At 39.1% G+C, this 19,904-nt stretch carries 18 protein-coding genes; 10 read left to right on the forward strand and 8 right to left on the reverse strand.

Annotated elements, in window-relative coordinates; all coding sequences use genetic code 11:
• The first annotated feature begins 17 nt into the window (after positions 1–17).
• On the forward strand, positions 18–269 hold the full coding sequence (locus FJR08_RS10565) for a hypothetical protein (RefSeq protein WP_015079850.1): 252 nt from the start codon (positions 18–20) through the stop codon (positions 267–269).
• A 388-nt stretch (positions 270–657) separates the two neighbouring features.
• Here the strand turns inward: FJR08_RS10565 and FJR08_RS10570 are convergent, their stop codons facing one another.
• The 6 genes from FJR08_RS10570 to FJR08_RS10595 form a co-directional block, all read right to left on the reverse strand.
• Positions 658–927, reverse strand: coding sequence for a hypothetical protein (locus tag FJR08_RS10570; RefSeq protein WP_015079849.1), 270 nt, complete (start codon positions 925–927; stop codon positions 658–660).
• An 85-nt stretch (positions 928–1,012) separates the two neighbouring features.
• On the reverse strand, positions 1,013–2,047 hold the full coding sequence (gene chlG / locus FJR08_RS10575) for a chlorophyll synthase ChlG (RefSeq protein ID WP_015079848.1): 1,035 nt from the start codon (positions 2,045–2,047) through the stop codon (positions 1,013–1,015).
• 92 nt (positions 2,048–2,139) lie between these two features.
• Positions 2,140–3,240 (reverse strand): ArsA family ATPase, encoded by a 1,101-nt coding sequence (locus FJR08_RS10580; protein WP_015079847.1) that lies wholly within the window; start codon positions 3,238–3,240, stop codon positions 2,140–2,142.
• An 85-nt stretch (positions 3,241–3,325) separates the two neighbouring features.
• Positions 3,326–3,517, reverse strand: a complete 192-nt coding sequence (locus tag FJR08_RS10585; RefSeq protein WP_148760405.1) for a DUF2862 domain-containing protein — start codon at positions 3,515–3,517, stop codon at positions 3,326–3,328.
• Positions 3,518–3,642: 125 nt separating this feature from the next.
• Positions 3,643–6,339, reverse strand: coding sequence for a cyanophycin synthetase (gene cphA / locus FJR08_RS10590; protein WP_168633159.1), 2,697 nt, complete (start codon positions 6,337–6,339; stop codon positions 3,643–3,645).
• Between the two features lie 173 nt (positions 6,340–6,512).
• Positions 6,513–7,376 (reverse strand): cyanophycinase, encoded by an 864-nt coding sequence (locus FJR08_RS10595; protein WP_015079845.1) that lies wholly within the window; start codon positions 7,374–7,376, stop codon positions 6,513–6,515.
• Positions 7,377–7,989: 613 nt separating this feature from the next.
• Between FJR08_RS10595 and trmD the strand changes: the two genes are divergently transcribed.
• From trmD to FJR08_RS10625, 6 genes are all read left to right on the forward strand, one after another.
• On the forward strand, positions 7,990–8,685 hold the full coding sequence (gene trmD / locus FJR08_RS10600) for a tRNA (guanosine(37)-N1)-methyltransferase TrmD (protein ID WP_168633136.1): 696 nt from the start codon (positions 7,990–7,992) through the stop codon (positions 8,683–8,685).
• On the forward strand, positions 8,661–8,816 hold the full coding sequence (locus FJR08_RS10605; protein WP_168633137.1) for a hypothetical protein: 156 nt from the start codon (positions 8,661–8,663) through the stop codon (positions 8,814–8,816). Before trmD ends, FJR08_RS10605 begins: the two co-directional genes overlap by 25 nt.
• 70 nt (positions 8,817–8,886) lie before the next feature.
• Positions 8,887–9,369, forward strand: coding sequence for a 2-C-methyl-D-erythritol 2,4-cyclodiphosphate synthase (gene ispF / locus FJR08_RS10610; protein ID WP_168633138.1), 483 nt, complete (start codon positions 8,887–8,889; stop codon positions 9,367–9,369).
• Positions 9,370–9,388: 19 nt separating this feature from the next.
• Entirely contained in the window at positions 9,389–9,934 is a 546-nt protein-coding gene (locus tag FJR08_RS10615) for a hypothetical protein (protein WP_168633139.1), read from the forward strand.
• Between the two features lie 55 nt (positions 9,935–9,989).
• Positions 9,990–11,771, forward strand: coding sequence for an ABC transporter substrate-binding protein (locus FJR08_RS10620; protein ID WP_168633140.1), 1,782 nt, complete (start codon positions 9,990–9,992; stop codon positions 11,769–11,771).
• Between the two features lie 98 nt (positions 11,772–11,869).
• The gene (locus tag FJR08_RS10625) at positions 11,870–13,651 is read left to right on the forward strand and encodes an ABC transporter substrate-binding protein (protein ID WP_168633141.1); all 1,782 of its coding nucleotides are present in this window, start codon (positions 11,870–11,872) and stop codon (positions 13,649–13,651) included.
• An 82-nt stretch (positions 13,652–13,733) separates the two neighbouring features.
• Here the strand turns inward: FJR08_RS10625 and FJR08_RS10630 are convergent, their stop codons facing one another.
• Both FJR08_RS10630 and FJR08_RS10635 read right to left on the reverse strand, forming a co-directional pair.
• Entirely contained in the window at positions 13,734–14,663 is a 930-nt protein-coding gene (locus tag FJR08_RS10630; RefSeq protein WP_015079838.1) for a mechanosensitive ion channel family protein, read from the reverse strand.
• Positions 14,664–14,699: 36 nt separating this feature from the next.
• Positions 14,700–16,310, reverse strand: coding sequence for a mechanosensitive ion channel family protein (locus FJR08_RS10635; RefSeq protein WP_254435732.1), 1,611 nt, complete (start codon positions 16,308–16,310; stop codon positions 14,700–14,702).
• A gap of 618 nt (positions 16,311–16,928) precedes the next feature.
• Here FJR08_RS10635 and larB point away from each other — a divergent pair.
• The 3 genes from larB (at position 16,929) to argH (ending at position 19,823) form a co-directional block, all read left to right on the forward strand.
• Positions 16,929–17,717 carry a nickel pincer cofactor biosynthesis protein LarB gene (gene larB / locus FJR08_RS10645; protein WP_015079836.1) on the forward strand — a complete coding sequence of 263 codons (789 nt, stop codon included), beginning with the start codon at positions 16,929–16,931 and terminating at the stop codon, positions 17,715–17,717.
• A 3-nt stretch (positions 17,718–17,720) separates the two neighbouring features.
• Positions 17,721–17,993, forward strand: a complete 273-nt coding sequence (locus tag FJR08_RS10650; protein WP_015079835.1) for a hypothetical protein — start codon at positions 17,721–17,723, stop codon at positions 17,991–17,993.
• Between the two features lie 441 nt (positions 17,994–18,434).
• Entirely contained in the window at positions 18,435–19,823 is a 1,389-nt protein-coding gene (argH, locus tag FJR08_RS10655) for an argininosuccinate lyase (protein WP_168633142.1), read from the forward strand.
• Positions 19,824–19,904: the final 81 nt, after the last annotated feature.

Here is a 19,904-nt window from a genome sequence, read left to right on the forward strand (position 1 = left end):
ACAACTGACCAATCAAAATGAAAGACAAATTATTAAACTGGCTCAACTTAATCTTAGTCGCTGATGTTTTTTTAGTGATTTTAGGTTTTGCGTGGCTTGTTATAGCCGTGATTGGTGATGCTTCGGGAATCAATTTAGGTTTAGATTTGTGGCACAAACTCTGGATGCCAGTATTTAATCCTGCTATTGGTATATTGATGGGTGGTGCGCTATTTAGTGGCATTATTAGTTGGGTATCTAAGAAACTGACCAAAAATGAGTTGTCTTGAATTTTACTCATTTTCAAATAGCTGGATTAATCGGCTGAAAGGGTTTAGCAATGCTCATTGGTGTCAACTTAACGTAAAACCCATAGCCCGACTGGGAATGATAGCGCAGCGTGGCGTAAGCCATATTCCCAGTCTAATAGCGCAAGTCATCTTTAGATGACTGAATACTAGGAAAATTTATTAGTCCGTTTTAACGGACTTGATCTATTAGACAGGGAATTTATTCCCTGGTGGGTGTGGAACCCAAACAAATAAGCCACTTGTACTGAGCTTGCGATGCCCTGAGCCTGTCGAAGGGTCGAAGTATCTGTAGCCTAAGTTGACACAAGTAAGCATTGCTAAACCCCTACAAATAATCCACAACAAATGGAAAGCCCAGAGATAACAATTAATTTGATTGATAATCTTGACAACCAATTGCTTCTTCTGTATTCGCAATGTATGGATTTACTGTACATTTAAGACGATAATTATTAGTAAAAAATTGGCAATTAGGACAGGGGATTTTGTGCATTTCTTGAGCAATTTTAACAGTCTCTTTTGTTGCTGTCCATAAATTCAAAAATACCAAAACCATCACAGTCCAAGATGTGATAAAGCAAATCGGAATCAAGAATGCTTTTATTCCCTGAATTAGAAAAGATATAAAATTCAACATGGCAATTTATAAAATAAGTGAGGAGTTAGAAATTAATATAACTCCTAACTCCTCATTGCTCACGTCTAGCTGAAGATATATTCAATTAAACGCCAGCGTGACCTAATGCAATACCTGTTACCAACATTCCCAAAACCAAAAACGGTTGGGCGCTGGCTTGATATTTGACATCATTGGCTATGGGATCACGGAGAAAATACATATCTTGGAAAGTGATTTGGGGAATGATTAATAAGACGAGAATTGCTGCATATAAATTCTCGTGAATACTCACCAAATAACCTGCCACCAAACCTTGAAATAAATCAATCATGACTACACAAATCAAAGCCGCAGTTTGGATGCCAAACATAACTGGTAATGATTGTAGTCCTAATTGGCGATCGCCTTCCACACTCTTAAAATCATTGACAATGGCAATACCCAAACCAGCCAAACTGTAGAATAGAGTCAGAATCACAATTTTCCAATTCAATTCTCCAAATAAAGCATGACCAGCCCACCAAGGTAAAGCAATGTAACTTGCACCCAAAGCATAATTTCCTAACCAACCATTTTGTTTTAATTTCAATGGTGGTGCAGAATAGATATAGGCGATAAAAGTCCCAAAAACGGACAACATTAAAACAGTAGGAAATTGATGACCTGCCCATAAATCTAAGGTATAAGCCACCCCACATCCTAATAATAGTAAAAGCACGAATTGGCTAATTACTTGCTTTTCAGAAATTCTCCCCGAAGGTATGGGACGGTAAGGCTCATTAATCGCGTCAATTTCTCGGTCATAATAATCATTGATGGTTTGGGTATAACCTGTCAACAAAGGACCAGAAAGCAACATACAAAGGGCAGACTTCAAAACATTTTCTAAAGTCCAAGTGTAGTTACCAGAAGAAGCCGCACCGCAGACCACACCCCAAATTAGGGGAATCCAGGTAATCGGTTTCATCAATTGCAAGCGAATTTTCCAAATGGAAGTTTCCCCAGCACTTGCACCTTTCATTCCTAGCAATTGCCGAGTTTTCGCATTACGGTCTTCTGCAATTGTGACTTCTGGATTTGTTGATTCTATAGCCTCATTCGGCTGAGAATTTGGGTCAATGGGAGTTGATTCAGACATAAGGGGTAATGGTAATTGGTAATAGGTGATTGGTAATAGGTAATGGGTAATTGGTAATTATTGCCCAGTCCCCAATCCCCAGTCCCCAATCCCTAAAAAGAAATTATCAAATAACTATTTTGAAACTTTGCACCAGTTACAGGTTTACCACTTAAAGCCGGGGGGAGGAAGATATTACGTCTTTGATCTCCGGCTTCTACTGTGACTTCTGGTCCCTGTTGAGTAAGTTTTACCTGTTTTTTGTCGAAACCAGGTAAAAATAAGCGGACTTGGCGATTATGTACGTCAATTTCAATTGGTTGGTTAGCTTGTAATGCTTGCTCAACAAAGTTGGGTAAAGCATCTATCAGAGGTTGCCATTCCCCCTGGGAGACATCAGGAACTATGCTCACAGGTAGAGGTGCAAATTCCTGGGATAAGTTAGTATTTTCTCCATCAGCAACTAAGATTGCTCCACCAACAGTTAAACCAATTTGTTGGGCGCTTCCCCACAGATAGCGGGAATTTGCCACATCAATGGGTTCTGATGTTGTCACCAAAAAAGCGGCAACTCGCTGGGGATTAGCTAAAGCGGCTTTACCTTGTTCGAGAAAATTATTAACTTGGTTAGTGGGTTGAGAAAAATTATCAGCAGTCCAATTAATATTAAAAAGACTGCTAATTAAAGGTTGAATTAGGGGAGATTCGGTAATTGTTTTCCCTAAATCGGAATTTACGAACAATTGCCTAAATCGTCTCATATACCAACTTAAAGATTCTGGCATTCCCAACATTCGCAAGCTGGCAGCATCGCCTGTGCCATCATAGATAATCGCGTCATATTTGCCACTGGCATCATATTCACGAATCGCATTGAGAGCAAGGGCGTTGTCCATACCTGGTAATACCACCAGTTCCTGCCCATAAACCTCTTTCAAAATCGGTGTGCGGAGGTATTGAGCCTCCAATTTTTTCACTTCGTCCCAGTTGCGTTCTAGCAGTACAGATGCTTGAAACTGTACTGCTTGTAGATTAGGAGAGATTTCCTGGGGGTCAGGAGTCAGAGTAGTATTGAGTAGAATTGGCAATGTTGGATCTGCTAGTCCTGCTAGAAGTACCCTTTTGCCTTGTGTTGCCAAACTAATGGCTGCGGCGATCGCTATCTTACTGCGAGCGATGCCGTTTTTGCCCAAAAATGTCAGTATCAAGGCCATTACTCAATTTCCAATTTTGCCGATCTTTTCAATAACAACTTAGCACTTAACCAATCTTCTTAGCCTCTACTGTAAGTTGTTTTGACTAGGCTGGTTTGATTTCATCTTCAAAAAACCAGGTGGAGAAGTTGTCATCAAACTTAACTACCACACCGATTCCCGCCCCGTCAGTGACTTTGTAGCCTTGGATAATGCCAACTTTTCCCAGTTTTTGAGCGATAGTAGAGGATACGCGATCGCGCAAACGAATCACCTTAACTTTCTGTCCGATGTCCATGATCTAGTTACAATAAAATAATCCAAATCTCAGTGTAGCGGAATCTGTCACTTACCCACCATTAATTAACCCCCAGACTTAAATTATTCATCAGTCTGAGGGCAATTTACCAACAAGAGATGCTCCTAAATCAGTGTATTAATCGCCGAAGAAGAAGCTACACCATTTTGCGAATCATTGTGAGTTGATTGCTGTGGCTGGGTTTCTTCCTGTACACCTCGCATCTTAATTAACTTAATAGCCCGGTTCACACTTTCCGGCAAAACTACCACCAGACTACCATCAGGAGCCATGTCCAAGGCTTTGTTAATAGCTGTGGTTTCATCCAAAATTGATTCAAAGCGGTAATTAGGCTTAACTTGGGTAATGCCTTGAATAATCAAATCTGAAGCTGAACCACGAGGTCTACCTCTAGTATCATCATCTTCTTTAATAATAATGTAGTCAAAGATATCTGCTGATAACTTACCTAGAGTCACAAAATCTTCATCACGGCGATCGCCCGGACCACCAATCACACCAATGCGCTGTCCCGTTGTCCAATTCCGAACAAATGACCCCAAAGCCTCATAACTAGCCGCATTGTGGGCATAATCTACCAAAGCATGGTGTTTACCCAAATTAAACAAATTCATCCGTCCTGGGGTCTGACTCACAGAAGCACGGAAGCCTCTTAAACCAGCCCGAATTTGCTCAATGGTGACATCTTGAACAAAAGCCGCCAAACTGGCAGCTAAAGCATTAGCAATCATAAATGGCGCTCTTGCACCCATTGTCAAAGGAATATTTTCTGCTCTTTCGATGCGGTGCGTCCAATCACCTTTGACAATAGACAGATAACCATGTTCATAGACTGCGGCCACTCCACCCTGTTGAATATGTTTCCGTACCAGATCCGAGTCTGGATTCATGGTGAAGTAGGCAATATTTGCCTTAGTCTTTTCTGCCATCGCTGCAACCCGGTGATCATCGGCATTGAGTACCGCATAACCATCAGGAAAAACAGCCTCAGCAACTACACTTTTGAGATGGGCTAATTGTTCAATAGTATCTATATCGCCGATGCCCAGATGGTCAGCAGACACATTTAATACCACACCTACATTAGCATTTTCAAAACCCAACCCAGAGCGGAGAATCCCACCGCGAGCCGATTCCAATACCGCTACTTCTACGGTCGGATCTTGAAGGATAACATGGGCGCTTTGAGGACCTGTATTATCTCCTGATTCTACTAAGAAATCACCGATATAAGTACCGTCTGTAGTTGTGTAGCCTACTACTTTACCAGTTTGCTTATAGATATGTGCTAACAGGCGGGTAGTGGTGGTTTTACCATTTGTGCCTGTGACAGAGAGCAGAGGAATCCGTCCAGATTGTTCATTGGGGAACAGCATATCCATGACCGCACCAGCGACATTGCGGGGGATACCAATGCTGGGGGCGACGTGCATTCGGAAACCAGGGGCGGCATTGACTTCGACAATTACCGCATCTACTTCTCGGAGCGGACGGCTAATATCGGAAGTGACAATATCTATCCCAGCTACATCTAAACCGATGATTCTCACTACCCGTTGTGCTAACCATATATTTTCCGGGTGAATTTCGTCTGTGCGATCTACAGCACTACCACCTGTACTCAAGTTGGCTGTAGCCCGCAGATAACACATTACCCCCTGGGGTGGCACACTATTGATGGTGTAGCCTTGTCTATCTAGGAGTTGATAGCTGGTACGGTCTAGTTCAATCTTAGTTAAGACATTATCATGACCTTCACCGCGATTGGGATCTTGGTTTGTTTCTTCAATTAGCTCTGTAATCGTAGATTTGCCATTACCCACGACATGGGCGGGGATTCTCTCCGCTACAGCAACTACCTTGCCATTAACTACCAATACCCGATGATCTCGTCCTACATAATATCTTTCCACAATCACTGAACGAGAAACCTGTCTAGCCATTTCATAAGCGGCTTCTGCGTCTTCCCAATTACGGATATCAATGGTGATACCCCGGCCATGATTACCATCTGAAGGTTTAATCACGATGGGATAACCACCAACATATTCAACGGCTTCCTCTAAATCATCAAAGAAATTGATAACTGTCCCTCTAGGAACTGGGACACCGTTGGCATCGAGAATCCGTTTAGTAGCTTCTTTATCACCAGCTAGTTCGACACCAAGAATGCCTGTGTTATTGGTCATTGTGGCCTGAATCCGTTTTTGATGGATACCATAGCCCAATTGAATTAAGAATCTAGCTGGTAAAGGCATCCAAGGAATACCTTTTTTCTCCGCTTCTTTGATAATAGCTTCTGTTGAAGGTCCTAGCGAAGCATCACGCCAAAAGTCTTTCAGGTCTTGAACATCTTGCTCTAGTTCGGCTTTGGGATAACGTCCCCGGTCAATAATACTTTGACATAGCCTGACTGCTGCCCGTGCTGCATAGCGACCCGCCTCTTCATTTAGGTACTCAATCACTACCTGATAAATTCCAGGTGTGACAGTTTCACGGGTGCGACCGAAACCTACGTGCATTCCCGCTAATTCCTGGAGTTCCAAGGCTACGTGTTCCACTATATGACCCATCATGGTGCCTTCTCGCACCCGCATCAGAAAACCACCCCGACAGCCAGGGGAGCAGTAGTGACCCTCTAGGCTGGGGAGAGCCTCTACTAATCCTTCATAAAAGCCAGGGATTTCATTAGAGGGCGTTTCGGCAAGGTTTTCTAAATCTAGGCGCATGACGATCAGCTTGTGCCGTCGAATGCTCCAGTAATTTGGGCCGCGTAAGGTCTGGATCTTGAGGATTCTCATGGGAATAGGTAGATGGAGATTCGGAACCAAAATTCTAGTTTCTTACTGGAATTGACCGCTAAACTGTTCATGTCAAACAGTTTTTTATGATTAGATAGTATTTATCTAAAATCTGAAAACAGGAAGAAATCAGAGCGCGGTCAAATCATTGTCATCTGAGATACTCTATACCGTCAGCTAGAGATGCGATGCACAGCAGGTAAAACAGTACGTTGGTAAAGATGGAAGCGATCTCCGTAACTGAGGATATGTAGTCTTAAATTATGTAAAGTCAAGGGTTCGTTAGCACTAACATTGGGTTCATTGGTGTGGGTAAGTTCTGTAGGATCAACAATGGTGACACTGCCTTTGCCCATAACTTGTAACCAACCATCTCGTTCAAACACAGCACAGGTGTCTTCGTCAATACCAATGCCCAGTCTATCAGGGTGAGCGGCGATGGCACTAACTAATCTCCCCATGCGATTCCGGTTATGGAAATGTTGGTCAACGACAACTTCAGGAATAAATCCTAAGCCTGTTGCCATGTCCACTAGAGAACGATTGGGGGTTTCACCACTGCCACCACCTGCGATCATGTGATGTCCCATGACGGCTGCTCCAGCACTTGTTCCTGCTAAAGTCAGTTGTCCGGCTCTCACCCGCTGGCGGATAATTTCCATTGCTGGTGTGTCGGAGAGGACTCCACAAAGACGCAGTTGGTCTCCTCCTGTCAAGAAGACACCACTACAGGCTTCGAGGGATGCTTTAATCTCCGGATTTTCGCATTGTTCCCGTTCCCGAATGTCTAAAATTTCAACCTTCTCCGCACCCATTTCTTCAAAAATGCGAACGTACCTACCAGCAATAATGGCAGGCTCACGGGAGGCTGATGGAATTATTGTAATATACGCCTTGTTACCACCAGCACGAACAAAAAAAGTTCTTAGAATTTCTCGTCCATGAACTTTATCTTCTGCGCCTCCGATAACTAGTACGGCGGTTTTAGTAGCTTGGGGTGTCCTCATTTCCAGCGATTTAACTTCTAACTGCGGCATTGTGTTTCTGCTTGAGGGAGTCAACAACTTCAGGTTAATTCAACAAGGGTTGCTACTTGTTAATTTTCGCCTTTTGCTTTAATGAGAGGACACTGCTTGACGCACACGATGCCTCAATTTTCTCATGTCCGTCATTCTCATGGCCAGCATCTTGTTTTTTACCTATCTACTTTTCCAGCCGGGAATTATAGTGCTAAATTAACTATAATTCCCTTCTGGATTTAGGTTTTAGTCGGCCTTGACACTCTTACTTCTGAGCTTGGCTAGATGCATCCCGGAAGTTGTTAACTTTGGTGGGATTATTAATTTAAATTTAGTAGTGACAATATTTAAACATAAATCAAGTAACTAGAAAAACTTTTGATCTCACTTGGAAACAGGAAACAGGGAACAGGGAACAGGGAACAGGGAACAGGGAACAGGGAACAGGGAACAGGGAACAGGGAACAGGAGAGAAACTTCCTTCTTTATTCTTTCTTCTCTTTCTCCTGACTCGGTGACTCCTGACTCCTGACTCGGTGACTCCTGACTCCTGACTCATGTGCTACGTTATCAGTTATTCTATTGGCTAGGTATCTACCCTTAATATTAGTTCTATCGAATACGAATTACTGTGCGTTTTGATATAGTTACACTTTTCCCTGACTGTTTCACGTCAATTCTCAATTCTGGTTTGCTGGCTAAGGCCTTAGCTAAACAGATTGCTCAAGTGCATCTAGTTAATCCCAGAGACTTTACCACGGACAAACACCACAAGGTGGATGATGAAACCTATGGTGGTGGTGTGGGAATGCTGATGAAGCCAGAACCGATTTTCGCGGCTGTGGAGTCTTTGCCGATTCTACCCCGTCGTGATGTGATTTTGATGAGTCCCCAAGGACAACCGATGAACCAGCCCTTGCTGCGGGAATTAGCCGCGAATTATGACCAATTGATTGTTATTTGTGGTCATTATGAAGGGGTAGATGACAGGGTGCTAAATTTGGTGACTCGTGAGATATCTTTGGGCGATTTTATCCTCACTGGGGGAGAAATTCCTTCTATGGCTTTGATTAATGGTGTGACGCGGTTGCTACCGGGAACTGTGGGTAAGGAGGAATCTCTCAAAAATGAAAGTTTTGAAGCGGGTTTGTTAGATTTTCCCCAGTATACTCGTCCTGCTAATTTTCGTGGTTGGAAAGTCCCAGATGTGCTACTAAGTGGTAATCATGCAGCAATAGCTCGTTGGCGTTTTCAACAACAAATTGAGCGCACTGCTTCCCGTCGTCCCGATTTGCTGAAAAAATGGCAAGAAGAGCAGGGGGAGTAGGGGGAGTAGCGGGAGTAGGGGGAGTAGCGGGAGTAGGGGGAGTAGCGGGAGTAGGGGGAGTAGCGGGAGTAGGGGGAGAAAAATATTCTTTTGCAACTGACAACTGTAAGGGCGAAGCATTTGGAAGATAAATTATCGGTAGTTGCGAAAAATGCTTCTCCAAATGCTTCGCCCCTACTAACAACTGACAACTAACAAACTATGAACATCAGAATTGGTAACGGCTACGATATACACAGATTGGTGAGCGATCGCAATTTAATTTTAGGCGGTATTCACATTCCCCATGAACTCGGCTTGTTAGGACACAGTGATGCTGATGTTCTTACCCATGCCATTATGGACGCGATGTTAGGAGCATTATCTTTAGGGGATATTGGTCATTATTTTCCCCCTACAGATCCAAAATGGAAAGGGGCTGATAGTCTTGTACTATTAGATCAAGTACATCAATTAATTCGTGACCAAGGTTGGAAAATTGGCAATATTGATTCTGTCGTTGTGGCTGAACGTCCCAAATTAAAACCCCATATTTCTAAAATGCGGGATAAATTAGCCGCAGTTTTAGAAGTAGAACCAAATCAAATTGGTGTCAAAGCTACAACTAATGAAAAACTTGGACCAACGGGAAGAGAAGAAGGGATTTGTGCTTATGCTGTAGTTTTGTTAGTAGCAGATGATTAATTCATAACTAAATAGGAGAATGTTTAGTTTAGATAAACCAGAAGAACTAATTAAAATCCGACTTATTTCTATTATTTGGAATAATCAATTTGATTCACCGGAGAAAATAGAAAGTTTATTTCAACTGTCTTTTCCAGATATTATCGTCTTAGATCAAAATCAGCAAATTGCATTATTAGTAGATGTCAAAGCGCAAGAAATTCTAGAAAGTCATGAAAATGATTTATCAAAAGTCAGCAATCTGTATTTACAAAACTCTCAAACAAACCCGCGATTTGTTATGTTAGCAAATTTAACAGAAATTAATGTTTTTAAATCTACTAATGGTGTATTTTCTAAACCAGAGATATCATTAAATACAGGAAAAATTCTCAGCCATTATGATTCAGAATTTTGTGAGAAAACAATATTTAATTTCTATTTGAAAACCCTTATAGTATCTTGGTTAAGAGATTTGAGTTATCACTGGAAATCAGAAATACCACCTGCCTCTGAAAAATTTGAAAAAATAGGTTTATTAGCAAAGATAAAAAATGGAGAAACATATTCACAAAACTATGAATAAGAGTAGATAATTTATATTTAATTACCAGTATCAGGAATATCAAAATATTAAAACCATGACATTACAAAAAATACTCAATCTTACGAAACGCTTTTTCTTATTAATCACAATTATTGCTTTTACAGCAACAACAATTACCGCTTGTAACCCAATTCAATTAAAAACCAATGCGGCTCAAGTTCCGCAATTAGTCAGAAGTATTCTGAATGATCCAAAAACATTTAATGCGGCACTTGGTTCTGAATCACCAAATATTTTTGATCTTACTTATGAAGGATTATTAACGCAAAATCCTATTAACGGTAAAATAGAAGGAGCATTAGCTCAATCATGGGAAATATCACCTGATAAAACCAAAATTGCCTTTACCATGCGTGAGGGTTTAAAATGGTCAGACGGACAACCATTAACAGTTGATGATGTCGTATTTACCTACAATGATATTTATTTAAATGAAAAAATTCCCACAGATACTAGAGATGTTTTGAGAATTGGTAAAGATCGCAAATTACCAACTGTGAAAAAAATAGATAATAAAAGAGTAGAATTTAGTGTACCTGAACCATTTAGACCTTTTTTGCTAAATACAAGGGCATCTATTTTACCTGCTCATATTTTAGAAAAATCAGTGAAAACAAAAGATAAAGATAGTAAACTGGAATTTTTGAGTAAATGGAGTGTTGATACTCCCCCAGAAGAAATTATTGTTAATGGACCTTATAAAATTGAAAGATATGATACAAGTCAACGGATAATTTTTCGCCGTAATCCCTATTATTGGCGTAAAGATGCTCAAGGTAAATCACAACCTTATATTGAACGGATAATTTGGCAAATTGTGGAATCAACAGATGCTTCTTTACTCCAATTTCGTTCCGGTGATTTAGATTCTATTAGTGTTTCCCCTGATTATTTTTCGCTGTTAAAAGTTCAGGAAAAACAAGGAAATTTTACAATATATAATGGTGGTCAAAGTTCTAGCACTTTATTTCTTTCTTTCAACTTAAATAAAGGGAAAAGAAATAATCAACCATTAGTTGATCCTATTAAATCTCAATGGTTTAATAATGTCCAATTTCGCCAAGCGGTAGCTTATGCTATTGATAGACAAACCATGTTAAATAATACTTTTCGTGGTTTGGGTACTTTCCAAAATTCTTCTATTTCTGTTCTAAGTCCTTATTTTTTATCACCAGAAAAGGGACTAAAAGTTTATAAATATAATCCTGATAAAGCGAAGGAATTACTAATAAAAGCAGGATTCAAATATAATGACAAAAATCTTTTAGTGGATAATCAAGGTAACGAAGTCAGATTTAGTTTACTCACCAATGCTGGTAATAAAATTCGGGAATCAATGGGTTCGCAAATTAAACAAGATTTGAGTAAAATTGGCATTCAAGTTGATTTTACTCCCTTGGCATGGAATACTTTTATAGGTAAGATATCTAATACTTTAGATTGGGAGGCTGGTTTATTAGGTTTAATTGATGGATTAGAACCTAATGATGGTGCTAATGTTTGGTCACCTGACGGGGGATTACATATGTTTAATCAAAAACCCCAATCTGGACAAAAGCCCATAGAAGGGAGAGAAGTTGCACCTTGGGAAGTGAAAATTAATGAACTTTATATTCAGGGCGCACAGGAATTTGATGAGGTGAAAGTCAAGGAAATTTATGGGGAAAGTCAACAATTAACACAGGAGTATTTACCTTTTATTTATTTGGTAAATTCCTCTGCTATGTCAGCAATTAGAAATCGTTTTGAAGGTATCCAATTTTCTGTCCTTGGTGGTGCTTTTTGGAATATTCATGAAATTAAAGTTACGAAATAGGTAATAGTGAAGAAATTCTTACTAATTACCAATCACCAAAAACTTTCTAGGTTGGCTAGAGTCTAAATCATTCTCATATTAATATCTGGTAATAAACTATGACATTACAAAAAATACTCCATTCCACAAAACGCTTTTTCTTATTAATCACAATCATTGCTTTCACAGCAATGACAATTACCGCTTGTAACCCAACTAAATTAAAAACCAATGCGGCTCAAATACCCCAATTAGTAACGAGTATTCTCAGTGATCCAAAAACATTTAATGCTGCGCTAAGTTCCGAATCACCAAATATTTTCGGTTACACTTATGAAGGATTATTAACTCAAAATCCTATTGACGGAAAAATAGAAGGTGTGTTAGCCCAATCATGGGAAATATCACCAGATAAAACCAAAATTACCTTTACCATGCGCGAAGGTTTAAAATGGTCAGACGGACAACCATTAACAGTTGATGATGTTGTGTTTACCTATAATGATATTTATTTGAATGAAAATATCCCTACAGATACTAGAGATGTTTTAAGAGTCGGAAAAGATCGCAAATTACCAACTGTCAAAAAAATAGATAATAGAAGAGTAGAATTTAGTGTCCCTGAACCATTTAGACCTTTTTTACTAAATACAGGAGCATCTATTTTACCTGCTCATATTTTAGAAAAATCAGTTAAAACCAAAAATAAAGATGGGAAATTGGAATTTTTAAGTAAATGGGGTGTTGATACTCCTCCCCAAGAACTTATTGTTAATGGACCCTATAAACTGGAAAGATACGATACCAGTCAACGGGTAATTTTTCGCCGTAACCCCTATTATTGGCGTAAAGATGCTCAAGGTAAACCACAACCTTATATTGAACGGATAGTTTGGCAAATTGTGGAATCAACTGATACTTCTCTACTCCAATTTCGCTCTGGAGATTTAGATACTATTGGTGTTTCTCCTGATTATTTTTCTTTGTTAAAAGTCCAGGAAAAACAAGGTAATTTTAGAATATATAATGGTGGTCCGAGTTCTAGCACTTCCTTTATTTCCTTTAACTTAAATAAGGGAAAAAGGAAAAATCAACCATTAGTTGATCCTATTAAATCTAAATGGTTTAATAATGTGCAATTTCGCCAAGCGGTAGCCTATGCTATTGATAGACAAACCATGTTAAATAATACTTTTCGCGGTTTAGGTACACCTCAAAATTCTCCTATTTCTGTCCAAAGTCCTTATTTTTTATCACCAGAACAGGGTTTAAAGGTTTATAAATACAATCCTGATAAAGCCAAAGAATTGCTACTAAAAGCGGGATTTAAATATAATGACAAAAATCTTTTAGTAGATGATCAAGGTAATGAGGTGAGATTTGCATTGTTAACTAATGCTGGTAATAAAATTCGGGAGTCAATGGGTTCGCAAATTAAACAGGATTTAAGTAAAATTGGGATTCAAGTAGATTTTACACCATTGGCTTGGAATACCTTTATAGATAAACTTTCTAATACTTTAGATTGGGATGCTTGTTTAATAGGTTTAACAGGGGGTTTAGAACCAAATGATGGTGCAAATGTGTGGTCGCCTCAAGGGGGATTACATATGTTTAATCAAAAACCTCAAGCTGGACAAAAACCGATTGAAGGTTGGGAAGTTGCTGACTGGGAAAATAAAATTAATGAACTTTATATTCAAGGCGCACAGGAATTTGATGAGGTTAAATTAAAGGAAATTTATGGGGAAAGTCAACAATTAACGCAGGAGTATTTGCCTTTTATTTATTTGGTTAATTCCTATTCTCTCTCAGCAGTGCGAAATCGTTTTGAAGGTATTAAATTTTCTGCGCTTGGTGGTGCTTTTTGGAATATTCATGAAATTAAAATTACGAAGTAGGTAATTCGTCAGGCTTCGCCCCGCTTCGCTAACACGCAGAGGCGCAGAGGCTCAGAGAGTAAGAGTTTGAGCTATTGGTTTCTTATTGGGATATTTCATTTCTGTTGTCCACAAGTTTGACGTTAAATGCGGGTGTTTCTACTATATGAATGGTGGTGGACGCAATGCTTATACTTCCGTTTGTGTTGTCGAATTCGTCAAGAATCCGACTAAAGATGATATCTTTTTTGCCTCGACGTTGTTTGTAGTCCACTATATAACGCAGGGTAAATTCTAGCCAGTTGTCGTTAGCTGTTAGGGTGACAGCAGGTTCAATTTTGGCATCTTCAATTAAATATTTGTGTACCATGTGTTGCCATTGTGCCTTGGCTTGAGGCATATATTCCCCGACAACTTCGTTAGCTACCTGTTGCAGAATTTCTCTGGTTAAAGAGCGATCGCTCCCGTATTTTACTGGTACAGTAATTTCATCCCATACAAAGGGAAAATCTGCCGAATAATTAAATACGGGTTCTTTAAATACAAAACTATTAGCAATTCTCACAATACGACCATTATAAAGATCAGCTTTTACCCAAGCACCGCACTCCATTAAGGTAGTCCGCAAAATACTAATATCTATAACATCTCCCATTATCCCACCCAGTAATACTCTATCTCCTGGTTTGTAATATTGACCTAAGGAAATAGCTACCCAACCAGCAAAACTCCCAATTACTTCTTGTAATGCAAAGGCGACACCAGCACCAATTACCCCAAAAATTACTGTTAGTTTTCCCAGGCTATCACTAAATATCAAAACAATTAATAAAGCCATAATTGCATAGCCAATGAAGGTAATGGCTTTGCGGATATGATAGCGCAAATCACTGTCTTGAACTTGGCGCGGTAAAACTTGAGCTAAAATTCGGAAAACAATGGCAACTATAATAATTCCTGAAGTTACTTCAATCAATTTGACAACTATAGCATCCGCCAGTAAGTTTTGAATTGTCTTTGAAGCATTTTCCACAAGTTACTCCTTATTAAATAAAAAGTTAATTTACATTCATGAATCTGGTGTATTTTTACTGTTATCAGGGTTGAACAGATTATTTAAAGAAGATAGCCGAAATCCTGGTGATTTGTAATCTTGAGGCCAATAATTTTCTGGTATAGTCGTCTGATTACCGTCTCTGACAGCAGAGTAATGGGGAGACAGAATTTCAATTTCTGCTTCATTACATTTATCTTGAATGTTTTGGTGGAGTTCTGAATAAATACTTGCCATGAGTATAGGTTTATTGGTATAAGCATTTAATTCATAGCTGACATAAAAATCATCTAAACTGGTTTGGAATACAAAGGGAACAGGCTCGGCTAAAATATTATTTGTTGCTATTGCTGCATCAATTAAAACTTGATGAACTTTTCGCCAAGGCACATCATACCCCAGTGTGATTGTAGTATTTAATATTAGATAATAATTAGGGTCTTGTGATAGGGAACTATAGTTGATAATTTGGCTAGTTAATACAGTTCCATTAGGAATAGTAATGATCACATTTTTAATGGTACGAATGCGGGTAACTAGCAGGGTTTTTTCTACTATATCACCTATAGCGTCACCAATTTTAATGCGATCGCCTATTTGGAAAGCACGAGTATAAATAAGAATAGTTCCCGCGACAACATTAGTAATAACAGCCGTTGAACCTAATGAAAATAAAACACCTAAAAATACTGAGATACCCTGAAAAGCTGGTGAACCAAATCCTGGTAAATAAGGAAATGCTAAGACTAATGCTAGGGCGACTATAATTAAGAATACCAGTTTATAAGTTGGTTCTGCCCAGTCATTATAAAAGCCGGAAATGGATATATTTCCATTACCCAATTCTGTGAAAATATAGCGAATAAATTTAAGACTGTAGTGGGTAATGAAGAAAATTAATGCTAATGCAAATATATTAGGTAAATAGTCGGCAAATGCTAACCAACTTTTATAAATTGCTCCTAGAAAATAACTAATAAGTCTAGAACTTATTTGTTTTGTCCAAGGAAAAAAACTTAAAACTAAAGAAATGTAGATATATAAAATACTAATTACTATAATTATGCAGATAATCTTAACTAGCCTAGTCACAATATTACTGACTCTAGCTGTGGGTAAAAGTTCTATATTTTGAATTCTTAACTCAGGAATTCTAATTCCTCTCCAATTTTGTAATTTAGTAATAATTCTGGGATAAACCTGATTAAACACTTTCAGGAACACGAATAAAATTACTGTTGAAATAAAAGTATAAAATAGCCCCTTCAAAATATTATATAAGCTACGTTCTTTTCTGTATTGATTGATGGCATTTCTAATTATTTCTATACATTTTTCTGCTAGTATTTGTCTTGTTTTATTGACAGCTTTAGCATCTTTGTCTGTGATGGTAAATAATGTTTTATCCCCTATGACAATATTAGTTGTATCTGAATCTTCTACAACTCGCAATTTATCCATAGATATTAATGGATCATTAGCAATTTTTTCTAGTCTATTGGTGACAGCTTGCGCTCGCTCTTGGTGAGAAAATGAACCGACATTTTTCTGAATTACAAATAGTGTTGTATTTCCTAATAACACAGGAGTTCCATCAGGGGAAACGCATCTAAATTTTATTGACAAAATACCGATTTAATGCGTAAACCAATAAATCCTCATTTATCGTTTGATTGATTTTTTCAGAGTCATAGTGATGGAATAAAATATTGTCAATAATGGTCGTTAATGCGAATATTTTGGTCATTATTGAGATTAAATTGCCCTTATTGATAAGATGCGTTTCCCCTGGGAGTTCCATCTATTTTATTCACAATTTCTGAATTTTGGGCAACAGGTATAGCTTTATCTTGAATAGTTACGGTTTTATCTTGAGAATAACCCATAGATATGTTGATTATAAAAATACAACATATCAGGCTAATCATGAATTTATTTAAAATATTTAGATACTTGTTTTTATTGGTGTATTTGTTCATGGTTTGATTAAATTTATGGACTTACTTAATCTACTTTTGATATGGTATCATTAAGGTTATAAACATAATCAACCTAAAAGCAAAGGCAATATTTTGAACAAATTTCGTACACAAGAAGCCGTGACAAGTAGGGGTTTAGCTTTTGCTTTACCCTTGCATAAATCAAACCGGATTCCTATAAAATAGATTTATAGTATAAATTGATGTTTGTGTATATCAAGCGCATATCAAGGATAATTATATTCACTTAAAATCTAAAATTGCTGTGACACAACCCGAAAATTTGCGATCGCTCTTAGAATCCGTCGCCAATGGTACAATTAGCCCAGAGATAGCCTTTGACTCCCTCAAAAACTTACAATATGAATCTGTAGGTGAGTTTGCTAAAATAGACAACCATCGTCAATTAAGAACAGGTTTCCCGGAAGTAATTTGGGGACCTGGTAAAACACCGGAACAAATTGCTCAAATTATGGAAGTCATGCGCCACCGCACTTCCGTAGTCATGGCTACCCGCATTGAGCCAAAAGTATATTCTGCATTGCAAAAAAAAGTTAGAGGTATCCAATATTACGAACAAGCCCGAATTTGTGCCATTGTTCCTCCGGTGATTGAAGTCAGATTTCCTGGACAAATCGGGATTCTCTCCGCTGGTACTGCTGATTTAGCCGTCGCCGAAGAAGCCGCTGTCACTGCGGAACTTTCGGGTTTTTCTGTACAGCGTCTTTGGGATGTGGGTGTAGCCGGAATTCACCGTTTATTAAGTAACCGTCACCTGCTAGAATCATCATCAGTATTAATTGTGGTAGCGGGCATGGAAGGGGCTTTACCCAGTGTGGTAGCAGGTTTGACGGATTGTCCAGTGATTGCTGTTCCTACCAGTATTGGTTATGGTGCAAGTTTTTCCGGTTTAGCACCTTTATTAACAATGCTCAATTCTTGCGCTGCTGGTATAGGTGTGGTCAATATAGATAATGGCTTTGGTGCAGCGGTTTTAGCGGGACAAATTTTAAGAACTTCAGAAAAATTACGCTTGGCAGCAGAAAAATATTAAAGTATGACCGTAAAAACTGCGTATAATTACGATATTTATCTCATGGAACACCTTAACGACTCACTATTTCTCATCTTGGGAAATTTGGACTTTCATATCAATTTTACTGTTAGTAATTACACAGACTACTTTATATATGGTCTTGTAAAAGAGACAGACATTTTGGGTCAAATCCAAGGTGCTTGGAATCACTTTGTCAAAACTGGGCAAATTTGGGCGATGGTTATTGGTTTTGTCATTGGCTATATGTTTAAAGGTTTAACCAGTTACAGTTAAATTTATGGTCAGGAACAAGGAATAGAGTTGAAAGTCTTTTGGTATCTGATTTTTTTGATCAATATCTGTTTTAAACTACTTGACAACTGCTATATTCTAGGTTTTAGATTTTGGATTAATCATGATTCAAAATCGGCGTTGCTGATTAAGAGTATGATTTTATTGGGCTTCGCCCCGCTTCGCTAACACGCAGAGGTGCTCCAGTCTCAGAGAGTAAGAGTTTCATTTTTTTGATTTTTCAATTTCATACCTCAATTCAGCAACGCCCAAAATCAATACCTTGTCCATTTTCTGCTTTGTTGGGTTAAGCGACAGCGCAACCCAAGGCTCATGTTGGGTTTCATGTTTCAACCCAACCTACAAATCAAGGCTTTTTCCAATTTGGACAAGGTATTGAAAATCTAACATCTAAAAATAATTTCTGCCTCTCCCTTCAGATTTATGACCGAAAAACAAACTTGGAGTCAGCGGTTTGAGTCCGCGCTGCATCCGGCGATCGCTCGTTTCAATGCAAGTATCAGTTTTGACATTGAACTCATCGAATATGATATTACAGGTTCTCAAGCCCATGCCAAAATGTTGGCTCATACAGGGATAATTTCCTATACAGAAGGGGAAGCAGTGTTTAACGGTTTAGAACAAGTTCGTCAAGAATATCGTCAAGGGCAATTCCAACCCGGTGTTGATGCCGAAGATGTCCATTTTGCCGTAGAAAAGCGACTTACGGAAATTGTCGGAGATGTAGGTAAAAAACTTCACACCGCCCGTTCTCGCAATGACCAAGTAGGTACAGATACTCGATTATACCTCCGCGATCAAATTCAGCAAATTCGCCAGCAATTACGGGACTTTCAGACAGTCTTAGTTGATATAGCCGAAAAAAATGTCGAAACTCTGATTCCTGGCTATACCCACCTACAACGCGCCCAACCAGTAAGTTTAGCGCACCATTTACTGGCATACTTCCAAATGGCACAACGGGATTGGGAACGCTTGGAAGACGTTTGTAAACGAGTGAATATCTCCCCCTTGGGTTGTGGTGCTTTAGCGGGAACAACTTTTCCTATTGACCGCCACTATACAGCCAATTTATTACATTTTGACAATGTTTATGCTAACAGCTTGGACGGAGTGAGCGATCGGGACTTTGCCATAGAATTCCTCTGTGCTGCTAGTATCATCATGGTTCACCTCAGCCGTCTGTCCGAAGAAGTGATTCTGTGGGCATCAGAAGAATTTCGCTTCGTCACCCTCAAAGATAGCTGTGCCACAGGTTCTAGCATTATGCCCCAAAAGAAAAACCCCGACGTACCCGAATTAGTGCGCGGCAAAACCGGGCGAGTATTTGGTCATCTGCAAGCCATGTTAGTAATTATGAAGGGTTTACCCCTGGCTTATAACAAAGACCTCCAAGAAGACAAAGAAGGCATATTTGACAGCGTGAACACAGTCAAGGCCTGTTTAGAAGCAATGACAATTTTACTGCAAGAAGGTTTAGAATTTCGTCATCAGCGATTAGCAACAGCAGTTACAGAAGACTTTGCTAACGCTACCGATGTCGCAGATTATCTGGCAGCGCGGGGTGTACCCTTCCGCGAAGCTTATAACATTGTGGGCAAAGTCGTCAAAACCAGTATTGCCGCTGGTAAACTACTCAAAGATTTGCAGCTAGAAGAATGGCAACAAATCCATCCCGCATTTGCTGCTGATATTTATGAAGCCATAACCCCACGTCAAGTAGTTGCAGCCCGCAACAGCTACGGAGGCACAGGCTTTGTCCAAGTTAGACAAGCTCTTCTCAACGCCCGGACTCAACTCATTGTGAAATAATTTCTAAGTTAGGAAACAGGGAACAGGGAACAGGGGAGAAATTCAATTCTTTCTTCCAACTGACAACTGACAACTGTACGG

The organism is Dolichospermum sp. UHCC 0260 (assembly GCF_009711985.1).
In the GTDB taxonomy this organism is placed as follows: Bacteria; Cyanobacteriota; Cyanobacteriia; order Cyanobacteriales; family Nostocaceae; genus Dolichospermum; species Dolichospermum lemmermannii.